Genomic DNA, 20,421 nt, shown 5'->3' with positions numbered 1-20,421 from the left:
GCTTTCCTGCGCATGTGCGGCTCCGTCGCACCCGGGCCTTCCGGGGCGCAAAGGATTGGATGCCGGAGCCGCCCATTGGTTCCGGACGAGACGGGGAAATCCGCGGAGCAGGGCATCCGGACCCGTAGCCGGCGCCCTGGGGGGCCGCGTACGGGGATCAGTGCTCCCGGGTGGCCCGGAAGTCGATGTCGGGCCAGCGCTCCATGGCGAGATCGAGGTTGATCTTGGTGGGAGCCAGGTAGGCCAGGTCGCCGCCGCCGTCCCGGGCCAGGTGCTCCTCCACCCGCTTCTCGAACCGCTCCAGCTCGCGGGGGTCGTTGCTCTCCACCCAGCGGGCCGTGGAGACGTTCACGGGCTCGAAGCGGGCGTCCACTCCGTACTCGTCCTTGAGCCGGGCGGCCACCACGTCGAACTGCAGCTGGCCCACGGCGCCCAGGATGAGGTCGTTGTTCACCAGGGGGCGGAACAGCTGGGTGGCGCCCTCCTCGGTGAGCTGCTCCAGGCCCTTGTTCAGGGCCTTGTTCTTCATGGGGTCCTTGAGCACCACGCGGCGGAACAGCTCCGGGGCGAAGTTGGGGATGCCCGTGAACTTGAGCTTCTCCCCCTCGCTGAAGGTGTCGCCGATGCGGATCGTGCCGTGGTTGGGCAGGCCGACGATGTCGCCGGGGAAGGCCTCCTCCGCCCCCTCGCGGTCCTTGGCCAGGAACACCAGCGGGTTGGAGACGCGCTGGTCCTTGCCCGTGCGCACCTGATGGACCTTCATGCCCTTGCGGAAGACCCCGGAGCAGACCCGCATGAAGGCGATGCGGTCGCGGTGGTTGGGGTCCATGTTCGCCTGGATCTTGAACACGAACCCGGTGAGCTTCTCCTCGGCGGGGTCCACCGTGCGCGCCTCGCCCTCGGCGGGATCGGCGTCCTTGCCGGAGGCCACGGTGGCGGGCCGGGGCAGCGGCGGCGGAGCGTGCGCCACGAACTCGTCGAGCAGCTCCTCCACGCCGAAGTTGTTGATGGCGGAGCCGAAGAACACCGGGGTCAGCTCGCCGCGCCGGTAGGCCTCGGCGTCGAACTCGTGGCTCGCCGCCGCCACCAGCTCCACCTCGTCGCGCAGCTCTTGCCCCTGATCGCCGATGGCCTCGTCCAGGCGCGGGCTGTCCAGACCCTCGATGACCTCGCCCTCGGTGACGCGCTCGCCGCCGCTGGGGAACAGGTGCACGCGGTCCTGTAGCAGGTGGAACACCCCCTTGAAGCGCTGGCCCATGCCGATGGGCCAGGTCACCGGGGCGCAGCGGATACCGAGCACCTCCTCCACCTCGTCCATGAGCTCCACGGGGTCGCGGCCCTCGCGGTCGAGCTTATTCATGAAGGTCATGATGGGGGTGGCGCGCAGGCGGCACACCTCCATGAGCTTCTTGGTGCGCTCCTCCACGCCCTTGGCGGCGTCGATCACCATGAGCGCCGAGTCCACCGCGGTCAGGGTGCGGTAGGTGTCCTCGGAGAAGTCGCCGTGGCCGGGCGTATCGAGCAGGTTGACGATGCGTTCCCGGTAGGGGAACTGCATGACGGTGGAGGTCACGGAGATGCCGCGCTCCTGCTCCATGGCCATCCAGTCGGAGGTGGCGTGGCGGTCGGACTTGCGCCCCTTCACCGTGCCGGCGAGCTGGATGGCGCCCCCGTAGAGCAGCAGCTTCTCGGTGAGGGTGGTCTTGCCCGCGTCCGGGTGGGAGATGATGGCGAAGGAGCGGCGGCGTTCGACTTCTCGGGCGATTTCCGTCATGGGGCTCTGGATCGGGCTGCCGGGAAATTTGGGGACCGGAGAGTATAAAGGACAGCGGCCGGGCATGTCCCGGCCGCCTTCCCGGGAATCCGACCCCCGCCCGGCCCGGGGGTTCCGCCGGCCGCACTCGCCCCCTCAGTCGCGGGGAGCGCCTTGGAGGCTGCGCCGCAGGAGGCGGAAGGCCTGCTCCTCCGCCCGCAGGACGGCGAGCAGGGCGTCGCGGGAAGGCTCGGGGCGACGGGTTCGCTGGGCGATGGTCACGGGACGCTCCTTTTAAATGAAAATCGTTTTCATTTAGATTAACGTCCCGAATCCCCCCGGGCAACCCCCACGAAGAGGTGCCATCCCTATAGCCGGGCCGTGGCCACGGTCACCCCCGGCATGGCCCAGACTTCATTCCCTGCACGGCGGCGAGCTGCGCGGCACCAGCGAAGATGGCCTGGGCCGGCTCCGCGGACAGCCCGGCGTCGAGGGCAGTGGCCCCGGTTATCACGGCGAAGGGGAGCACCCCGGGGAGGAGGGGCGACACGTCGCGAACCCCCTCCCAAAAGGGCGTGCTTGGGTTGTTCATGGGCTTCCGATACGCGCTTCCAGGGGCCGACCCCCACCAACGAACACGACGCCGCACACGGCGGCGTCGCGGCGGGCCCGGTCCGGCGCCTTGCCGGCCGTTGGCGGGCTACTCCCGGGCGGGCGGGGCCATGAACTCCGGCCCCACCGGATCGCTGATGGTGGCGTCGAGGATGGCGTCGATCTCCTGCATGGCCGCGTCGTCCAGGGACCAGCCGAGCACACCCGCCAAACGCCGGTGCTGATCGGGCCGCCGCCCGCCCCACAGGGCGGTGGTCACCCCCGGGCGGTCGAGCAGCCAGCGCACCGCCAGCTCCAGCACGCCCACGCCGTAGTTGTCGCGGGCGAAGCGGTCCAGCCGTTCCACCGCCGCCAGATATTGCTCGTAGCGCGGCGCCTGGAACTTGGGGTCGACGTTGCGCAGGTCGTCGCCCGCGAAGGTGGTATCCGGACCCATCTTGCCGGAGAGCAACCCGCGGCACAGCGCGCCGTAGGTGACCAAACCGATGCCCTGCTCCCGGCAGTAGGGCAGCACGTCCGCCTCGATCTGCCGCTCGAAGAGATTATAGGGCGGCTGGTTGGTGTGCAGCGGCGCCTCGCGGCGAAAGGCGTCCAACTGCTCCGGGGAGAAGTTGCTCACGCCGATGGCGCGGATCTTCCCCGCCTCCAGAAGCCCCTTGAGGGCCTCCGCAGTCTCCTCCGGGGCCACCAGGGGGTCCGGCCAGTGGACCTGGTAGAGGTCGATGTAGTCCGTCCGCAGGCGGCGCAGGGAATCGTCCACCTCCTGGCGGATGCGCTCGGCGGTGGCGTTGCGCCGGACGTTCTCTTGATCGTCCCACTCCAGACCCGCCTTGGTGGCCACCACCAGCTCCTCCCGCCGGCCCCACTGCTCCAGGGCCTTGCCGACGATCTCCTCGGAGCGGCCGAAGCCGTAGACCGGGGCCGTATCCACCAGGGTGATGCCCTGCTCCAGGGCGGCGTGAATGGTGCGGATGGACTCCTCCTCGTCGGTGCCTCCCCACATCCAGCCCCCGATGGCCCAGGTACCCAGGCCGATGCGCGACACCTCCATGGCGGTGCCGGGTATGGTGGTGTACTCCACGGACTGCTCCTCCTCAAATGGTCAGGACGAAAGGTTGCAGAAGGCCGCTATTTCTCCGGATGCTCCTCGCCGATGACCCGCACCATGATGGCCTGGGGTCCCTCCTCACCCATCTCCTCCAAAAAGCGCACCTCGTCGCCGGAGCGGATCTCTTCCAGGTCCTGGTTCTTCACCGCGTGGCGGTGGAAGTAGATGCTCCGGCCGTCGATGGACTCCAGCATGCCGAAATCCTGCTCCGGATGGACGAGGGTCACCCGGGCGTAGCCCTCCTCGGCGTGGGTCTTCACCTCACGGCGCTTCTTGTTGGCGAAGGCCTCCAGCTTGCGCTCCATGGCCTCGAAGGCGTCGCGGATGGCCACGTAGGGGTCCTCGTGGGCGTGGTTGGCGCCCGGGTCGCGATTCACCACCAGCTCGCTGCCGGGCACGGTGACATCCAGGCTGACGTGGTAGATCTTGCCCTTGTGGTGGTTGCGGTGGGGAGCCTCCACCACCACCCGGCAGCTCATGATGCGGTCGTAGAAGCGCTCCAGCTTCTCCGCCCGCTCCCGGATCTTGGCCTCCATGGCGTCCGAGTGGTCCATCCCGCGAAAGGTCACTTCGGGAGGAATCTGCATCCCTCACCCTCCTCTGCATGCCGGGTGGCCGAACGGCCACCTCAGACGGTCGCTTTGAGCTCCTCGGCCCACGCCGTGGCCGCCACATAAGCCTGCGCCAGGCGCTCCGGGTCCCATCCCCTCCGCTCCAGGAGCGCCCAGTCGCCGCGCTCGTGGGCCTCCGCGGCCTCCAGCAGCCGACCACCGGGCCCGGCCCGGTGGACCAGCGCCTCCCGCACCGCACCGACCAGGGGCAGGGGCGCCAGGGCCCGGTCCATGGAGGTATCCATCAGGGCATCCAGAGTGGAGAGCAGCCCCACCAGGAACCCCTGCTCCTCCGCCATCCCCACCTCCGGGGCCAGCATGGCGCACATCCGGGCCCGCGCCAGGGTCACCACGCGCAGCTCACCGGGAGTGTCATCGAGCAGGGCCAGGGCGAGCCAGGTGCTCCAGGCGCGGAGGCCCTCCACCCCCAGCAGCGCGGCGGCGCCCTGGATGGTCCCCACCTTCTCCCCCGCCGGTGCGTAGGCGGAGTTGATCAGCCGCAGCAGCCGGTAGCTGAGCGCGGCGTCCTGGCTTACCAGCTCGGCGAGCTCCTCCAAGCCTACCTGGGGATCCTGCAGCCGCGCCACAAGCCGGAGCACCTGGGCCCGGTTGGTGGGGATCCGGTGGTGCCGGGTGGTCTCGGGCCGGGCGAAGAAGTACCCCTGGAAGAGCGCGAAGCCCAGCTCGCTGCAGCGCTCCCACTCCTCCCGGGTCTCCACCTTCTCCGCCACCAGCCAGGCCGGCGCCTCCCGCAGCGCCTGCACGTGCTCCGCCAGCTCTCCGGGGTCCAGGGCACGAATGTCCACCTTGATGTAGTCGGCGAGCGGGACCAAGTCCCGATGCCCGCCACCCAGGTGAAAATCGTCCAGGGCCACCTCCAGACCCTCCCGGCGCAGGTGGCGGATGGCCGTCTGCACCTCCTCGTCCGCCGGAACGCTCTCCAGCACCTCCACCACCAGCCTGCCCACGCCGACGGGGTGCTCGGCAAGGCGCAGGAGGGCGGTGCGAGTGAGATTGAAGAAGGCGCGATGCCCCCCGAGAAAGCGCTCCAGGTCCACGCTGGTGAACAGGTCCACCAGTACGGAGAAGGAGGCTGCGTCAGCCGTTTCCCGCGGAGCCCGGTCCGGGCTCCCCGGTTCCCGGTAGAGGATCTCGTAGGCGAAGACCCGGAGCCGGGCATCCAGGATCGGCTGGCGGGCGATCAGGGTGTGGGCCATCGGCGGGACTCCCGCTAGCGGGCGGGCCCGGGGGCGAGAATTGGCGGATCTCTTCGGACTATATCGGTCCGCCCGCCGCCTGGGGAAGGGCGGCGGGCGCGGGGGGGAGAGCGGGTAGGCCCTACGGGGGCCCTAGGAGGCCAGCCGGCAGGCGGCCAGGGCCTGCACCAGGGTGCGCCAGGCCCGCTCCTCGGGGCAGCCGGGCACGCGCCGTCCCGCCAGACGCAGGATCCGCTCGCCGGCGCCGTCCAGGAGATCCACCGCGTGGGCCCGGCCGTCGGGTACGGGGATGTCCACCACCCAGGCGCTCGCCACGGCGGCGGAGTCCAGGTCCAGGGCGAGCCCGGCCCCGCGCACCCGGAACGCCTCCGCCGTGGCCGCGGGATTGCCGATGTGGCCGGTGTAGGCCTGCAGGGCCCCCCGGTTGCCCACCTCCAGACGCACCGGAACGGCCGCGTCGGCCAGGGTCTCCAGAAGCTCCCGGATCAGGGACGGGTCCACCGCGTGCCGCGCGGTGCCGGGGAAGGCCGGCAGCGCGGGCCGCCCGGGAACGATGGGGCGGCGCATGGCGAACTGCTGGTGCGCCCGGAGGATCCGGGCGTAGGCGTCGCGGTCGCTGGCGCTGGTAAGCTCGGCGGTCAGTCCCACCTCGCCGTCCCGGTCCACGAAGCGCAGGCCCTCCTGGCGGGCTTCGGGCTCACCCTGGCCCACAGCGAAGGCGAAGGACCACTGGGCGGGGTAGAGCCACAGCCCCGATTCCCGGCCCCCCAGCCACAGGGCGTTGCCCGCCCAGCCGGATGCGGTGATCTCCTGGGTGACCGCCTGGCTGGCATGGGCGGAATGCACCCGCAGGCGCACGGGACCCAGCTCGGGCAGCTGCTCGGCCAAAGCCGCGGGGTCGCCGTTCAGACGAGTGGCCTCGGCCTCCTGGTAGCCACCGGTCTCCCTGGTTCGGGTCTCCGCGACCGCCGTTGTCCTATCCATTACGATCCTCCCCTCCCTTTCCGCTACACGGGACCAACAACCTTGCTCAACCCTAGCCTCGGAGTATTACCGCCGTATGGCAGCTCAGGGCTGTGTCGTTTCCGTGCGTCAGATCTGTCCCGAAAGCTGTCCCCATCCGGAGACGCTATTGGGAATCATTCTCAATGGGGAACGATGCTACTCCATCTCCGCCCTCGTGGCCAGCCCCAAAAATCATCGCATTGCCGTTGGCTCCGTTCCCCCTTCCCCAGTAGGCTTGGGCGCACGGTTCCGTGCCCCCACCCCGGACAGCCCCGATGGCCGTCCGCGCGAACCGTCCCTCACCGGGTCCTGCTGTCCGCCGGGACCCGTACCGGCAAGGAACAAAAAGGGGAGACAGCGCGTTGCGTCAGACCATCCATGCCACCGAGCAGGAGCTGAAGCGCATCTTCAGCGACGACTACTTCTTTCGCATCCCCGGCTACCAGCGGCCGTACTCCTGGACCCGGGACCACACGGCCACCCTGCTGCAGGACCTGATCGACGCCCTGCCCGGGGACGGGGTGGGGATGCAGGAGGCCTCTCCTTACTTCCTCGGCAGCATCGTCCTCATCAAGGACCCCAACTACCCCGAGGCGGACGTGGTGGACGGCCAACAGCGGCTGACCACCCTGACCATCCTGCTCGCCGCCCTGCGCGACCTGTCCGCGGCCGGCGCCGCCGACGCCCTGCACAAGTACATCTGCGAGCTGGGGGACAAGTTCAGCGGCACCGAGGATCGCTTCCGCCTGCAGCTCCGCCCGCGGGACCGGCCGTTCTTCCGCGAGCAGGTGCAGAGCCCCAACGGCACCACCCTCTACCGGGCCGAGGACTGGGAGCTCTCGGACAGCCAGCGCAACATCAAGGACAACGCCCGCTTCCTGGTGGACCAGCTCACCGAGCTCGGGGAGAGCCGGCGCGACCAGCTGGCCATGTTCCTGCTGCAGCGCTGCTACCTGGTGGTGGTGTCGGCCTCGGACCAGGCCTCGGCCTACCGCATCTTCTCGGTAATGAACGACCGCGGCATGGACCTGGAGCCCACCGACATCCTCAAGGCCGACATCATCGGGGCTATCCCCCAGGAGCAGGAGCAGCACTACACCGAGCTGTGGGAGGGCCTGGAGGAGGATCTGGGCCGCGACCGCTTCGCCGACCTGTTCGGCCACATCCGCATGATCCACCGCAAGGCCAAGGCCCGGCAGGCCCTCATGCAGGAGATCCGGGAGACCCTGCAGCCGGAGCGCAGCCCCAGGGACTTCATCGACCACACCCTGTTGCCCATGGCCCGGGCCTTCCGCACCATCGAGAACGCCGACTACGACAGCGCCCCCGAGGCCCTCGCCATCAACCGGCACCTGACCGTCCTCAACCGGCTGGACAACTCCGACTGGCTGCCGCCCGCCATCGCCTTCCTTTCCCGGTTCGAGTCCCGCCCGGCGCTGGTGCGGTCCTTCCTCCAGGACCTGGAGCGACTCGCCTACGCCCTGTTCATCCTCCGGGCCCCGGTCAACGAGCGTATGGAGCGCTACATCCGGGTGCTCGACGCCATGGACCGGGACCAGCCCCTCGACCAGGAGGAGTCGCCCCTCCAGCTCTCCTTCGCCGAGAAGCAGCGGGTGCAGGAGGCCCTCGACGGTCCTCTGTACACCCAGGTCCAGCTCCGGCTGCCCATCCTCCTGCGGCTGGAGGACGAGCTCGCCGAAAGCGAGTCGGCCCCCTCCCACCCGCGCATCATCTCCGTGGAGCAGGTGCTCCCGTCCTCCCCGCCGGCCGAGGGGGAATGGGCCCAGCGCTTCCCCGATGCGGCCTCCCGCAAGGAGCAGGCCAACCGCCTGGGCAACCTGGTGCTCATGCCCCGCACCAAGAACCCCGAGGCGCAGAAGTGGGACTTCGCGCGCAAGAAGGCCGAGTACCTCGCCCGGGAGGGCGAGACGCCCTTCGCCCTCACCGCGCAGGTGCTGGAAGAGCCCGAATGGACGCCCGAGGCGCTGGACCGCCGCCACCGCCAGCTGGTGGGGCTCCTTGCCCGGGCCTGGCGCCTCACCTGAGCCCTGCCGGGGGCGGCCCCTGCCTCCCGCCCGTGAGGGGGGCCAACCGCGGCCCCGGCCGGGCGATGCGCCTTCCCGGAACCGGCGGGAATGCTATGCTGCCGAAAGGACCCGGCCCCTATCCGGCGGGCCGGGGCATCCGGCGGCCCGAGGAGGCGTCCCATGGCCCGCGCAGACCGTCCCGCCCGGGGGGCAGACCCCTTCGTCGCCGGCATCTCCCGGCACATCTGGCACACCAAGTACCGGTCCGGCGCGGCCGAGGACGGCGAGCCGGATATCCACGCCACCTGGGCCCGGGTGGCAGGGGCCCTCGCCGCCGAGGAGGCCCCGGAGGCGCGCGCGGCCTGGGAGGACCGCTTCCGCGGCGCCCTGGAGGGCTTCCGCTTCCTCCCCGGGGGCCGGATCCTGGCGGGGGCCGGCACGGGGCACCGCGTCACCCTGTTCAACTGCTTCGTCATGGGCGTCATCGAGGATTCCATGGACGGCATCTTCGACGCCCTCAAGGAGGGCGCCCTGACCATGCAGCAGGGCGGCGGGGTGGGCTTCGACTTCTCCACCCTGCGCCCGCGCGGGACCCGCACCCGCCACGCCCACACCATCGCCTCCGGACCCGTGTCCTTCATGGACATCTGGGACGCCACCTGCTCCACCATCCTCTCTACCGGGGCCCGGCGGGGCGCCATGATGGCCACCCTGCGCTGCGACCACCCCGATATCGAGGAATTCGTCGACGCCAAGCGCGAGCCCGGCCGGCTGACCCGCTTCAACGTCTCGGTACAGACCACCGACGCCTTCATGGAGGCGGTACGGACCGACGCCGACTGGCCCCTGGTGTTCCCCACGGAGGCCCTGGAGCCCGACGCGGGCCCCGAGGAATTGGTGGAACGGGAGTGGCCCGGCCAGGACGGGCCGGTACCCTGCCGGGTGATCCGCCGGGTGGGCGCCCGCGCCCTGTGGGAGCGCATCATGCGCGCCACCTACGACACGGCGGAGCCGGGCGTGCTGTTCGTGGACCGGGTGAACCGCTGGAACAACCTGGCCTACCGGGAGCGCATCACCGCCAGCAACCCCTGCGGCGAGGAGCCCCTTCCCCCCTACGGGGCATGCAACCTGGGCTCCATCAACCTGGCCGCCTTCGTCCGCAGCCCCTTCACGGAGGGGGCCGAGCTGGACCTCGGGGCCGTCCGCGACCTGGTGCCGGTGGCGGTGCGCATGCTCGACAACGTGGTGGACGCCTCGCGCTTCCCACTGGCGGCCCAGGCGGAGACAGAGCGCGCCAACCGCCGCCTGGGCCTGGGCGTCACCGGCCTAGCCGACGCCCTGATCATGCTGGGGCTGCGCTACGACAGCGAGGCGGGCCGGCAGCGGGCCGCCGCGGCCATGGGCACCATCGCCCACGCCGCCTACCGCGCCTCCGTGGAGCTGGCCCGGGAGAGGGGCGCCTTCCCCGTGCTGGAGCGCGGCCCCTACCTGGAGGCGCCCTTCATTCGGGGGCTGCCGGAGGACATCCGGGAGGGCATCGCGGCGCACGGCATCCGCAATAGCCACCTCACCTCCATCGCCCCCACCGGCACCATCAGCCTGCTGGCCAACAACGTCTCCGGGGGCCTGGAGCCGGCCTACGCCTTCCGCTTCCGCCGCCACGTCCTGGAGCTGGACGGCTCCACCACCGAGTATCCCGTGGAGGACTACGCCCATTCCCTGTGGCGGCAGCGGCACGGCGAGGACACGCCCCTGCCGGAGACCTTTGTCACCGCCACCGAGCTGGACCCGCAGGCCCACCTGGCCATGCAGGCCGCCCTGCAGCCGCTGGTGGACAGCTCCATCTCCAAGACCATCAACATCCCCGCGGACTTCCCCTTCGCCGACTTCGCCGACCTGTATCAGCGGGCCTACGATCTCGGCCTGAAGGGCTGCACCACCTACCGCCCCACGCCCGAGCGCGGCGCGGTCCTGGAGCTGGAGGACAGCGTCCTCGCCCCGCACTGCTGCAGCCCGGAGCGGGAAACCGACTGAGCCGCCCGGAAGCGGAACGCGATGCCCAGGAAGCGCGCCATGGGAGCCACCCTGCTGACCCTGCTCGCCGTCCTCGCCCTGGCCTATCTGGCCGTGGCGCTGGCGGTGTACTTCGGCCAGGCCCGCCTGCTGTACTACCCCAACACCCCGGGACGCGAGGTCACCGCTACCCCGGCGGAGGCGGGCCTGGACTACGAGCCGGTCACGCTGGAGGCGGCGGACGGGGTGTCCCTGGACGGCTGGTTTGTGCCGGCCCGGCCCGAGCGCGGCGTGGTGGCCTTCTTCCACGGCAACGCCGGCAACATCGGCCACCGGCTGGACACCCTGCGCCTCCTCAACGATCTGGGCCTGTCCACCCTGATCATCGACTACCGGGGCTACGGGCGCAGCGGGGGGCGGCCCTCCGAGTCGGGCACCTACCGCGACGCCGAGGCCGCCTGGCGGCATCTGGTGGCCGACCGCGGCGTGCCGCCGGAGCGCATCGTCCTCTTCGGCCGCTCCCTGGGCGCGGCGGTGGCCGCCGAGCTGGCGGCGCGCCACCGCCCCGGCGCCCTGGTGCTGGAATCGCCCTTCACCTCCGTCCCCGACCTGGCGGCGGAGATCTATCCCTACTTGCCGGTCCACTGGCTGGCGCGCTTCCGATACCCCACCGCCGAGGCGGCGGCACGGGCTTCCAGCCCGGTGCTGGTCATCCACAGCGCCGACGACGAGATCATCCCCATCGCCCACGGCCGCGCAGTCCTGAACCGGGTCCCGGGGCCCAAGCGCTTCCTGGAGCTGGCCGGCGGCCACAACACCGCCTTCCTGGAGAACGAGCGCGTCTACCTGGAAGGGTGGGAAGCCTTCCTTGCCGAGCACCTCCTCCCCGCGGCGGCCCCGGACCCCGAGGCGGGTCCCTGAGCCACCCAACGGCCCCTGGGGGTTCCGGTACGGGGACACCCGGTTTATGGCATCCTGTCCGGCCAACGGGAGGAGGAGCCATGCAGAACTACCTGGACCTCATGCGCCATGTGCGCGAGCACGGCGTGGCCAAGGAAGACCGCACCGGGGTGGGCACCTACTCCGTGTTCGGGGCCCAGCTTCGCTTCGACCTGCAGGCGGGGTTCCCGGCGGTGACCACCAAGAAGCTGTTCTTCCGCGGCGTGAAGGAGGAGCTGCTGTGGTTCCTGCGCGGCTCCACCAACGCCGCCGAGCTCCAGGAGAAGGGGGTCCACATCTGGGACGAGTGGGCCGACGCCGACGGCGAGCTGGGCCCGGTCTACGGCCACCAGTGGCGCTCCTGGCCCACGCCCGACGGCGGCCACATCGACCAGATGGCGCAGGTCCTGGAGGCCCTGCGGCGCAATCCGGACAGCCGCCGCCACCTGGTCTCCGCCTGGAACGTGGCGGAGCTGGACCGCATGGCCCTGGCCCCCTGCCACGTCCTGTTCCAGTTCTACGTGGCCCCGGCGGAGGAGGGCCCGCCCCGACTGTCCTGCCAGCTCTACCAGCGCTCCGCCGACCTGTTCCTGGGGGTGCCCTTCAACATCGCCTCCTACGCCCTGCTCACCCACATGGTGGCGCAGGCAACCGGCTACCGCCCGGGGGAGTTCATCCACACCTTCGGCGACACCCACATCTACCGCAACCACCTGGACGCGGTGGACGAGCAGCTCGCCCGCGAGCCGCTGCCGGCGCCCACCCTGTGGCTGAACCCGGACGTCACCGACCTGTTCGCCTTCCGCTCGGAGGACATCCTCCTGGAGGGCTACCGCTGCCACGGCAAGATCTCCGCGCCGGTGGCCGTCTAGGCCCCCGGGTGGCCCTTACCGGCCACCGGCCGTAGAATCCCGGCGTTCCACCACCGGCCCAAGCGGAGGGAAGACCATGGACATCACGCTCCTGGTGGCGGCGGCGGACAACGGGGCGATCGGCCGGGACAACCGCCTGCCCTGGCACCTGCCCGCGGACATGCGCTACTTCGCCCGGGTCACCAAGGGGCGTGCCCTGCTCATGGGGCGCAAGACCTTCGACTCCCTGGGCCCGAGCGCGGAGCGGCCCAACCCCCTCCCCGGACGCCGCCTCCTCGTGGTCACCGGGGAGCCCGGGCGCCTTCCGGAGCACCCCGAGGTGATCCCGGTGGGCTCCCCGGAAGAGGGCATCGCCCGGGCCGGAGAGATGGGGGAGACGGAGCTGTTCGTGGTGGGGGGCGAACAGATCTTCCGGGCCCTGTGGGACCGGGCCGACCGGCTGCGCCTCACCCGGGTCCACGCGGAGCCGGAGGGGGACACCTTCCTGCCGGACCCCGACCCGGCGGAATGGCGGACGGTGGAGGCCCTCGAGCACCCCGCCGACGCGGACAACCCCCACGCCTGCACCTTCCTTACGCTGGAACGCCGTCCCTGAAGGCGCCGCTGGGACCCTCGGGGGCCGGTCGGCGCCCCCCTACCACGGCACTCTGAGAATCCCTCCGGGGCGGGAAACGTCCGGCTTCAGCGGCTCTCCAAAGTAGGAGAAGGGTTTCCATTCCGCCACCGGCCGCCGCGCGGCCAAGGAGCAGAGCCATGACCGGATACGCCGTTCCCTCCCTGGAGCGGACCCTGCAGGAGACCGAGGGCTGGCTGAAGGAGATCGCCGAGGAGCTTGGCATGGAAGACCGCCAAGTGGCCTATCACGCCCTGCGCGGGGTCCTGTACCCCGTTCGCGACCGGCTGGAGGTGAACGAGGCCTTCGACCTCGCCGCCCAGCTCCCCATGCTGGTTCGGGGCATCTACTTCGAGGGCTACAAGCCCAAAGGCAAACCCGACAAATTCCGCAGCCGGGAGGAATTCCTGGACCGGGTCAGCCGGGAGTTCCGAAGCATCGGCTACGACGACCCGGAGACCGCCGCGCGGGCGGTGTTCGCCGTCCTCGACCACCACATCACCCCGGGGGAAGCCGAGGAGGTGCGCGCCATGCTTCCGGAGGAGGTCCGCACCCTCTGGCCCCACGAGGCCGGCCCGCACTGAGCGTGGGGCCTCCTGCGGCGGAGCGGGCCGGGCAATTGCCTCGATGGGGCGGATCTTCTACCCTCTGAGCTGGGACCCAGACCCGGGAGACCGCCCATGCCCCGCTTCCCCCCGGTGGAACGGCTGCGGGGGAAGGGCAAGGCCGGCCTCGAGCGGCTGCTGGGTCCGCTGGCGCGTGCCCTGGCCCGGTCCCCGGTAACGCCCAATCAGGCAACCGCGGCCTCCCTGCTGCTCACCCCCGCCGCGGCGGGGTTCCTGGCGGCGGGGCACCTGCCCGCCGCGGGGGCGCTGTTCCTGCTGGGCAGCGCCCTGGACCTGCTGGACGGGACCCTGGTCCGGGCCTCGGGCCGCGCCACCCCTTTCTGCGCCTTCCTCGACGCCACCCTGGACCGGATCGGGGAGGGTGCGCTGCTGGCCGGCGACCCTTCCTGAACCCAGCGAGGCCCCATGCCCCGGAAGCCCCAGCACCCGGAATGCCTGTTTCGGCGCCTGTCCTACCAGGGACGGAAGTTCGGTTTCGAGGTGGCCACCCTGCGCCTGCCCAACGGCGTGGAGGGCGAGCTGGAGACCATCCGCCACCCCGGAGGGGCCATGGCGGTGCCCGTGGCCGCCGACGGGCGCTTCGTGCTGGTCCGCCAGTACCGCTTCCCGGTGGGGGAGTGGCTGCTCGAATTCCCCGCCGGCACCGTCGAGGCCGGGGAAGCGCCCGAGGGCACCATCCGGCGCGAGCTGGAGGAGGAGACCGGCTTCCGCGCCCACCACTGGGACTTCCTGGGCGATTTCCCACTGGCTCCCGGCTACTCCGACGAGCTCATCCACGCCTACCTGGCGCGGGAGCTGGAGCCCCTGGACGACCCGCCGGCCCAGGACGACGACGAGGACCTGGAGACGGTCCTGCTCACCGGCGCGGAGCTGATGGCCGCCGTGCGCGCCGGCGAGGCGGACGCCAAGACCCTGGGGGGCTACCTGCTGGTCCGGGACCGCCTCGGGTAACGGGAAACCGGCGCACCGTTTCGCGGCATGCTTGCCTAGGAGCCCGCTCCCGGCTAAGGTTCGCGGGGGTGACGCCCGGGGCCTCCCCGACGACACCAATGTCCACCAGGGGACACTACCCCCCAACGCCAGCTCGGAGCGGCCTTGAACACGCTCGGCATCACACGATTCGAGGACCTAATCGGCCACATGGACGGCCTGGCGCAAGCCGGCCGGGAGGCCGGCGTGGAGGAGGAGGCCGTCGCCTTCCTGGAGAAGATCCGGGAGCGGCTGGTGCGCATCCACAATCACCTGTCCGGCCTGGCTGCCGACACCGAGCCCGAGGTGGAGCCCGCGGCCCGGAGCGTACGGGACACGGACGACTTCCTCGACCAGTTCGGGGCGCTCACGGACGCCGCGCGGGGTGCCGGGCTGCACTCCGCGGTGGCCCACTACCTGCACACGTCCCGCCTCCGCATGCGCTTCTCCCTGCGCGGCCAGCAGGAGGGGCGACGGATCGCCAACCGCGAGGACCAGCCCAAGGAGGCCGGACTGGAGTGGCACGGGGGCAGCGAGACGGTGAAGGTGGTGGACAGCTCCGCCTACGGGGCGGGCGTGATCGCCCGCAACCCCGTGGGGGTGCATACGGTGGCCCATCTCACCATCCAGGGCGAAGACGGGCGGCGCCGGCACGAATGCCTGGTGGTCTACTGCGAGCCCCAGGACGCCCACTACCACATCGGGCTGGAGATCTTCGCCACCCACCGCTGACCCCGCCCCGGGGCGCAGGTCCCTAGGGGAGGGCGATTCCAAGCGCCCGCAGGTCCCGCTCGGCCTGCTCCGCCCAGCCCTGGTTGGCCTTGGGGCTGGCCGGGCTGGGGTGAAGGACCATCCCCACCGGTACGTCCCGCTCTTGCAGCGCTGCGACGGCCCGCCGTTCGGCGAAGCGGCCGATGCCCACCACCAGCTCCGGCTCCAGGAGGTCCACGGTGGCCACCAGGGCCCGGTCGCAGACCGCGAACAGCGCCTCGCGCTCCGCCTTGGGCAGCTTGTCCGGGGTCCGGTTGGCCCCGGATTCCTCGAAGAAGGCCAGCGGACAGTAGTTGGCCACGTAGAAGCGCGCGAAGAAGGCCTCGGCGGGACCGAACCGCTCCCGCGCCCAGCCCCACAGGCGGCGTCCGCTGCCCTCCCGCCGGGTGCAGTCGAAGCCCTGCACCGGCCGCTTGGGATGCTCCCGCGGCGGCCGTCCCACCGCGCCGAAGATCCCCATCCAGTCCTGGACCATGCCCACGTCCCCGAAGGGCACGCCCGTCTGCACCATGCCGAAGGGCCCGGGGTTCATGCCCACCAGAAGCACCCGTCCCCGGCCCCGACCGAAGCGCTCCAGGTAGAGGCCGTGGGGCTCGGTGGCGTAGTCCAACGGGTTGTAGACATAGGCCACCGACTCCGAAAACGTCAGCGAATCAACGGACCCGCGCAATTCTTCGGTGATGGCAAACAGATCCAAAATGATGCATCCTTTCTGTTCTTCTGCGGCCGGCTTGTCCGCCGGACCGCCCCATGGGTAAATTTCCCGCTTGCCGAAACGGTTACGGTCACGAAGGGGTTGGCGTGCAGGACCAGATCCAGGACTTCAGGGACCTCCTGTCCCGCATGGACGGGCTGGTAAACGCGGCGTGGAACGCGGAGATCGATCCCCGCATGTGCCGCCAGCTGGCGGCGGTCCGGCAGCGGGCGGTGCGGATCCAGGGGCACCTCACCGGGGAAGCCAACCCCGGGTTCCCCGCACCAACGCCAAAGCCCGCGGCCCTCGGGGACGGCGAGGAGCTGGTGGAGCGCTTCAACGCCCTGGTGGAGGCGGCCCGGGCCAGCGACCTGTCCACCACCCTCACCCACTACCTGCACAACGCCGGCCTGCGCCTCACCTTCCTGGCCCGCGGCAACCAGCAGCGCCTGGCCAGCCGCCAGGTGCCGGACCCCGGGCGCACCGCCTACCTCCAGCAGGACGACACCTCCACCCACGCCACCCTGGTGGACACCTCGCCCTTCGGCCTCGGCGTGGAGACGGACACGGCCCTTACCCCGGACAGCGTGGTGCGGGTGGTGGTGGTGGAGCCCGACGGCCGCTCCCGCACCTACGAGTGCCTGGTGGCCCACTGCCGCCCCCTGGACTCGGGCTACCACCTGGGCCTGGAGATCTTCACCAGCAAGCTGTAAGGCCGGGACACTAGGGGTCGGCCCGGGGAATCTACCCCAACGGGGCTTGTCCGAGAACCAGGAAGCCGGTCCATCTCCTGGAGGTCCCCCCTTGCCGCCGAACGCCTCCGCCCATCTCCCCGAGCACCGGATCCCCGTGGGCATCAGCAGCTGCCTCCTCGGCGAGGAGGTGCGCTACGACGCCGGGCACAAGCGCGACCCCTACATCACCGGCACCCTGGCGGAATATTTCGAATTCAGGCCGGTGTGCCCGGAGATGGCCATTGGCCTGGGGGTTCCCCGCGAGCCCATCCATCTGGTCCGGGAAAAGGGCCAGCCGGTCCGCGTGGTGGGCACCCGGCACCCGGAGCGGGACGTCACCGACGACCTCCACACCTACGGCCGCCGCATGGCCCGGGAGCTGGAGGACATCCACGGCTACATCCTCAAGCGGGCCTCGCCCTCCTGCGGCATGGAGCGGGTCAAGGTCTACACCCCGGAGGGCCAGCCGGCGGGCAAGGACGGCCACGGGGCCTACGCCGAGGCCCTCATGGAGGCGCGCCCGGAGCTGCCGGTGGAAGAGGAGGGCCGCCTGGGCGACCCCACCCTGCGCGAGAACTTCATCGAGCGGGTCTTCGTCCACCACCGCTGGCGGACGCTGGAGGCGGAAGGACTCACCCCCGGCAAGCTGGTGGACTTCCACAGCAGCCACAAGCTGCTGGTCATGGCCCACGGCAACGGGCCCTACCGGGAGCTGGGACGCATGGTGGCGGCCGCGGGCCAGGGCGACCTGGCCGCCACCGCCCGGGAGTATTTCGCCACCCTCATGGCCGCCCTGCGCCGGCCCGCCGACCGCAAGGGCCACGCCAACGTGCTCTACCACCTCATGGGCTACCTCAAGGAGCCCCTCGACCCGGGCGACAAGGCGGAGCTGTTGGAGGTGGTGGAGTCCTACCGCCAGGGCTACGTGCCTCTTGTGGTGCCGCTTACCCTGTTCAACCACCACTTCCGGCGCCACCCCCATCCCTATGTGGCGGGCCAGGTGTACCTGCAGCCGCACCCGGCGGAGCTCATGCTCCGCAACCGCCCCTAGTTCCGCGGCGGAGTTCTCCTTGCTCGTGCTCATGGCGTGCTAGCGTGGGCAAAGGGACCCAAGGAGGCGGCCATGAAACGCTTCGTCCTCGACACTAGCGTGTTCACCAACCCCGACATCTACGCCCAGTTCGCCGCCGAGCCGCACACCGCCCTGCACGAGTTCCTCGCCCTGGCCCGCCGCTCGGGGGCGGAGTTCTTCATGCCGGGCTCCGTCTACGAGGAGCTCGGCCACCTGCGCGACCTGGACGAGCTGGCCTCGGAGTTCGAAACGGTGGTCCGCATCCGCTCGCCGCGCAAGTACGAGGTGATGATCCCCGGGGCGCTGCTCCATGAGTTCACCGAGGAGGTGCGCAACCGCATCGACCGGGGCCTGCGCATCGCCGAGGAGCACGCCCGCATGGGGCGGGGTCCGGAGGCCACCGAGAAGGTGGATACGGTGATCACGCGGCTCCGGGACAAGTACCGCGACGCCTTGCGCCGGGGCATCCTGGACAGCAAGGAGGACGCCGACGTGCTGCTGCTGGCCCTGGAGCTGGACGGCATCCTGGTGTCCGCCGACGAAGGCCTGCGCGAATGGGCGGACCGCGCCGGCGTGGAGCTGGTCCAGCCCCGCTACTTCGCCCGCATCCTGGAGAAGCTGGCCGGGGAATAGACGGGGGAGAGGCTCAGGGGTCGTAGAAGATCCCGCCCCTGAACAGGTGGCCGAGGATGCCGGTGATGCGCGGGGCGATGCGCTCGAAGCGCAGGACCCAGTAGCCGCCCCGCCCTTCGCGCTCCAGGCCCAGGATCCGGGTCTGCACGCCCGCGTCGCTCAGGGCCGCCAGATGGCGGCGGAAGGCCTCGGCGTTGGCCCGCTCCCGGAACCGGCAGCGATAGACGCACGACACGTGGCGCTCCCGCCGGAACTGGCGCACGGCCTCCTCCAGCCCGTCGAGGAAGGCCCGCCCCAGCTCGCGGTCCAGCTCCGCCGTCCGCTCTCGGCCCTGGTCCATAAGGTACAGCACCAGCCGCTGCACCCGGTCGGAGAAATAGTCGGCGGGCAGGTCGGCCATGTTGCCGGCCGCCACGGCGATGTCGCGGATGTTGGCCCCGCCCGTGACGTACTTGACCCGCTTGTCGGGTCGATCCTCCTCCTTGAGCACCACGCCCTCGCCCCCCTCCGCCTCCACCGCGTCCGAGACGGCCCGAAGCCCCGCCCGGCCGGCCTCGTCGGGCCGGAATCGGCCCCGGAAAGGGACCGCGGGCAGGGCGTAGCGCTCCACCGCGGCGTGCTTGTCCGCCAGCGGCTCGAAGCCGGGACGGTTGATCCCCATGAGGTCGAAGACGAACAGCGCCACGTCCGCGCCGATCCAGGGCGGGCTCGCCTCCAGGTAGGGATTGTCGGGTCCGGCCACCTCGCCGCAGACCACCCGCTCCGGCTCGGCGTCGAGGATGGCGGTGGGCAGCAGATCGGGGAGGCGGTCGGTGGTGAAGGGGCAGACCAGGCCACCGCGGGTCAGGGCCACCGGCCGGCCGCCCAGGCGGGCGATGCGGACGTTGTAGCCGTCGATCTTCTCCTCGGCCTGGAAGGGACCGGCGAAATGCTCCTCCAGGCCCGCCTCCAGGGACAACAGCCGGCCCATGTGGGGGTACCCCCACACCGTCCGCCCGCGGGCCACCACCGTGCCGCGCGGCACCCCCTGGAAGTCGTCCTTGAAGCGGATGTAACGGAGGCCGCCGAACCGGGCCCGGACCGCCCGGCCCTGGCGCAGCGCCTCCCGCAGGGGCAGGGTGGGCATGCTCGGACCCCCGGCAGGAATTGGGCTCCCCTGCCGCCCACTATACGGCCGACGCCCCGCCTCCGGTACTCTCCCGCCGTGGGCGGACAGCGCCCCCTGCCGTCCGGACATCCGGGGCTTGACTTCCCGGGCAGGGCTGTTGTCTAAAGGTGGATGTCCGCTGTCAAGGAGTTGCCCATGCCCCGGCCTCCCGCCGCCCGCACCCGCCACGCCGTGGAGGCCCCCGCTCCGGAACCCCCGCGGCACCCCGACCGCTACTTCCTTGCCCGCCTGTGGCGCGCCGCCAAGTGGAGCGCCATCCTGCTGCTCGTCCTGCTGGCAGCGGCCTTCTTCGTGGAGCGCACCTTCTGGGCGGAACGCTCCCCCTTCGCCTGGATGGAGGAGGGGCGCACCTTCACGGTGGCCGAGCCGGTGGATTGGTCGGCGGTGGACGCGGAGATACGGACCGTCTTCGAGGAGGCCCGTAGGGACGCCGAAAAGCGGGCCCAGCGCGAGCTGGACGCCTGGCACGCCGAGCTCATGGGGCGGGTGGACGAGGACTTCCTGCCCTGGTACTTCGGCTTCTGGAACCAGCAGTGGCGGGACCTCAAGGCCCTGGGCTTCCTCGCCGCCGACTGGGTCGGGGGCCGGGAGGCCCAGGCGGCCATGATGGACGACTTCCGCGACGCCTTCGCCACCCGGGTAATGCCGCCCGGGGAGACCCAGATGCGCATGGAGGCCATCGCCCGCGACACCCTGCAGGCCTACCTCGCCGATGTGCGCACCGAGCTCCGCGCCATCCCCGCCGAGCACGACGTGCCCCGGGACGACTGGGAGCAGCACCTCGCCCACATCGGCCTCCAGCTCACCCAGGCGGAGGGCCAGAACGAGCAGGTGCCCACCACCCTCAAGGGGCTGGTGACCTTCGGCGCCGCCGGCACCACTGCGGTGGTCCTGCGGGGCAGCACGGCGGTCCGCCGGATCGGCGGCGCGGCCATGCGCTGGGTGCCCCGGGCGGGGGTGACCGCCGGGGAGACGGCCCTGGTG

General features: G+C 71.1%; 21 protein-coding genes. 13 read left to right on the top strand and 8 right to left on the bottom strand.

Going from position 1 to position 20,421, the window contains the following annotated elements:
- Nucleotides 1–157: 157 nt before the first annotated feature.
- The 6 genes from ACLFRB_RS05350 to ACLFRB_RS05325 all read right to left on the bottom strand — a co-directional run bounded on the left by ACLFRB_RS05350 (nt 158) and on the right by ACLFRB_RS05325 (nt 6,285).
- Nucleotides 158–1,774 (bottom strand): peptide chain release factor 3, encoded by a 1,617-nt coding sequence (locus ACLFRB_RS05350; protein ID WP_411067973.1) that lies wholly within the window; start codon nt 1,772–1,774, stop codon nt 158–160.
- Nucleotides 1,775–1,909: 135 nt separating this feature from the next.
- The gene (locus ACLFRB_RS05345; protein WP_411067972.1) at nt 1,910–2,035 is read right to left on the bottom strand and encodes a hypothetical protein; all 126 of its coding nucleotides are present in this window, start codon (nt 2,033–2,035) and stop codon (nt 1,910–1,912) included.
- A 418-nt stretch (nt 2,036–2,453) separates the two neighbouring features.
- Nucleotides 2,454–3,446, bottom strand: a complete 993-nt coding sequence (locus ACLFRB_RS05340) for an aldo/keto reductase (RefSeq protein ID WP_411067971.1) — start codon at nt 3,444–3,446, stop codon at nt 2,454–2,456.
- 47 nt (nt 3,447–3,493) lie between these two features.
- Complete coding sequence (locus ACLFRB_RS05335; protein WP_411067970.1) at nt 3,494–4,060, bottom strand: HPF/RaiA family ribosome-associated protein; 567 nt, start codon at nt 4,058–4,060, stop codon at nt 3,494–3,496.
- Between the two features lie 41 nt (nt 4,061–4,101).
- Nucleotides 4,102–5,301, bottom strand: a complete 1,200-nt coding sequence (locus ACLFRB_RS05330) for an EAL and HDOD domain-containing protein (RefSeq protein ID WP_411067969.1) — start codon at nt 5,299–5,301, stop codon at nt 4,102–4,104.
- A gap of 132 nt (nt 5,302–5,433) precedes the next feature.
- Nucleotides 5,434–6,285 (bottom strand): ChuX/HutX family heme-like substrate-binding protein, encoded by an 852-nt coding sequence (locus tag ACLFRB_RS05325; RefSeq protein WP_411067968.1) that lies wholly within the window; start codon nt 6,283–6,285, stop codon nt 5,434–5,436.
- 383 nt (nt 6,286–6,668) lie between these two features.
- Here ACLFRB_RS05325 and ACLFRB_RS05320 point away from each other — a divergent pair, with 383 nt between their 5' ends.
- The 9 genes from ACLFRB_RS05320 (at nt 6,669) to ACLFRB_RS05280 (ending at nt 15,097) form a co-directional block, all read left to right on the top strand.
- Nucleotides 6,669–8,351, top strand: a complete 1,683-nt coding sequence (locus ACLFRB_RS05320) for a DUF262 domain-containing protein (RefSeq protein WP_411067967.1) — start codon at nt 6,669–6,671, stop codon at nt 8,349–8,351.
- 162 nt (nt 8,352–8,513) lie between these two features.
- Complete coding sequence (locus tag ACLFRB_RS05315; RefSeq protein ID WP_411067966.1) at nt 8,514–10,367, top strand: adenosylcobalamin-dependent ribonucleoside-diphosphate reductase; 1,854 nt, start codon at nt 8,514–8,516, stop codon at nt 10,365–10,367.
- A gap of 39 nt (nt 10,368–10,406) precedes the next feature.
- Nucleotides 10,407–11,267 (top strand): alpha/beta hydrolase, encoded by an 861-nt coding sequence (locus ACLFRB_RS05310; RefSeq protein WP_411067965.1) that lies wholly within the window; start codon nt 10,407–10,409, stop codon nt 11,265–11,267.
- A gap of 80 nt (nt 11,268–11,347) precedes the next feature.
- Entirely contained in the window at nt 11,348–12,157 is an 810-nt protein-coding gene (locus ACLFRB_RS05305; protein WP_411067964.1) for a thymidylate synthase, read from the top strand.
- Between the two features lie 76 nt (nt 12,158–12,233).
- Complete coding sequence (locus tag ACLFRB_RS05300) at nt 12,234–12,752, top strand: dihydrofolate reductase (protein WP_411067963.1); 519 nt, start codon at nt 12,234–12,236, stop codon at nt 12,750–12,752.
- Nucleotides 12,753–12,910: 158 nt separating this feature from the next.
- Complete coding sequence (locus ACLFRB_RS05295; protein WP_411067962.1) at nt 12,911–13,354, top strand: DUF2267 domain-containing protein; 444 nt, start codon at nt 12,911–12,913, stop codon at nt 13,352–13,354.
- 96 nt (nt 13,355–13,450) lie between these two features.
- The gene (locus ACLFRB_RS05290; RefSeq protein ID WP_411067961.1) at nt 13,451–13,786 is read left to right on the top strand and encodes a CDP-alcohol phosphatidyltransferase family protein; all 336 of its coding nucleotides are present in this window, start codon (nt 13,451–13,453) and stop codon (nt 13,784–13,786) included.
- Between the two features lie 15 nt (nt 13,787–13,801).
- Nucleotides 13,802–14,347, top strand: coding sequence for an NUDIX hydrolase (locus ACLFRB_RS05285; protein ID WP_411067960.1), 546 nt, complete (start codon nt 13,802–13,804; stop codon nt 14,345–14,347).
- Between the two features lie 144 nt (nt 14,348–14,491).
- Nucleotides 14,492–15,097: a hypothetical protein gene (locus tag ACLFRB_RS05280; RefSeq protein WP_411067959.1), complete on the top strand. Its 606-nt coding sequence runs from the start codon at nt 14,492–14,494 to the stop codon at nt 15,095–15,097.
- A gap of 22 nt (nt 15,098–15,119) precedes the next feature.
- On the opposite strand, the gene ACLFRB_RS05275 is transcribed toward ACLFRB_RS05280, so the two are convergent.
- Entirely contained in the window at nt 15,120–15,833 is a 714-nt protein-coding gene (locus tag ACLFRB_RS05275) for a uracil-DNA glycosylase family protein (RefSeq protein ID WP_411067958.1), read from the bottom strand.
- 104 nt (nt 15,834–15,937) lie between these two features.
- Between ACLFRB_RS05275 and ACLFRB_RS05270 the strand changes: the two genes are divergently transcribed.
- From ACLFRB_RS05270 to ACLFRB_RS05260, 3 genes are all read left to right on the top strand, one after another.
- The gene (locus ACLFRB_RS05270) at nt 15,938–16,543 is read left to right on the top strand and encodes a PilZ domain-containing protein (protein ID WP_411067957.1); all 606 of its coding nucleotides are present in this window, start codon (nt 15,938–15,940) and stop codon (nt 16,541–16,543) included.
- 91 nt (nt 16,544–16,634) lie between these two features.
- Nucleotides 16,635–17,615, top strand: a complete 981-nt coding sequence (locus tag ACLFRB_RS05265; protein ID WP_411067956.1) for a YbgA family protein — start codon at nt 16,635–16,637, stop codon at nt 17,613–17,615.
- Between the two features lie 72 nt (nt 17,616–17,687).
- Nucleotides 17,688–18,269 carry an RNA ligase partner protein gene (locus ACLFRB_RS05260; protein WP_411067955.1) on the top strand — a complete coding sequence of 194 codons (582 nt, stop codon included), beginning with the start codon at nt 17,688–17,690 and terminating at the stop codon, nt 18,267–18,269.
- A gap of 13 nt (nt 18,270–18,282) precedes the next feature.
- Here the strand turns inward: ACLFRB_RS05260 and ACLFRB_RS05255 are convergent, their stop codons facing one another.
- The gene (locus ACLFRB_RS05255) at nt 18,283–19,395 is read right to left on the bottom strand and encodes an RNA ligase (RefSeq protein ID WP_411067954.1); all 1,113 of its coding nucleotides are present in this window, start codon (nt 19,393–19,395) and stop codon (nt 18,283–18,285) included.
- A gap of 177 nt (nt 19,396–19,572) precedes the next feature.
- On the opposite strand from ACLFRB_RS05255, the gene ACLFRB_RS05250 reads away from it, so the two are divergent.
- Nucleotides 19,573–20,421, top strand: an 849-nt coding sequence (locus tag ACLFRB_RS05250) for a hypothetical protein (RefSeq protein ID WP_411067953.1), incomplete at its 3' end; no start/stop codon positions are given.

The sequence above is a fragment of the Thiohalorhabdus sp. genome, assembly GCF_046545655.1.
Lineage (GTDB): Bacteria > Pseudomonadota > Gammaproteobacteria > Thiohalorhabdales > Thiohalorhabdaceae > Thiohalorhabdus.
Note: the sequence above shows the minus strand (reverse complement) of the source record. Positions and strands in the feature narration are given on the sequence as shown.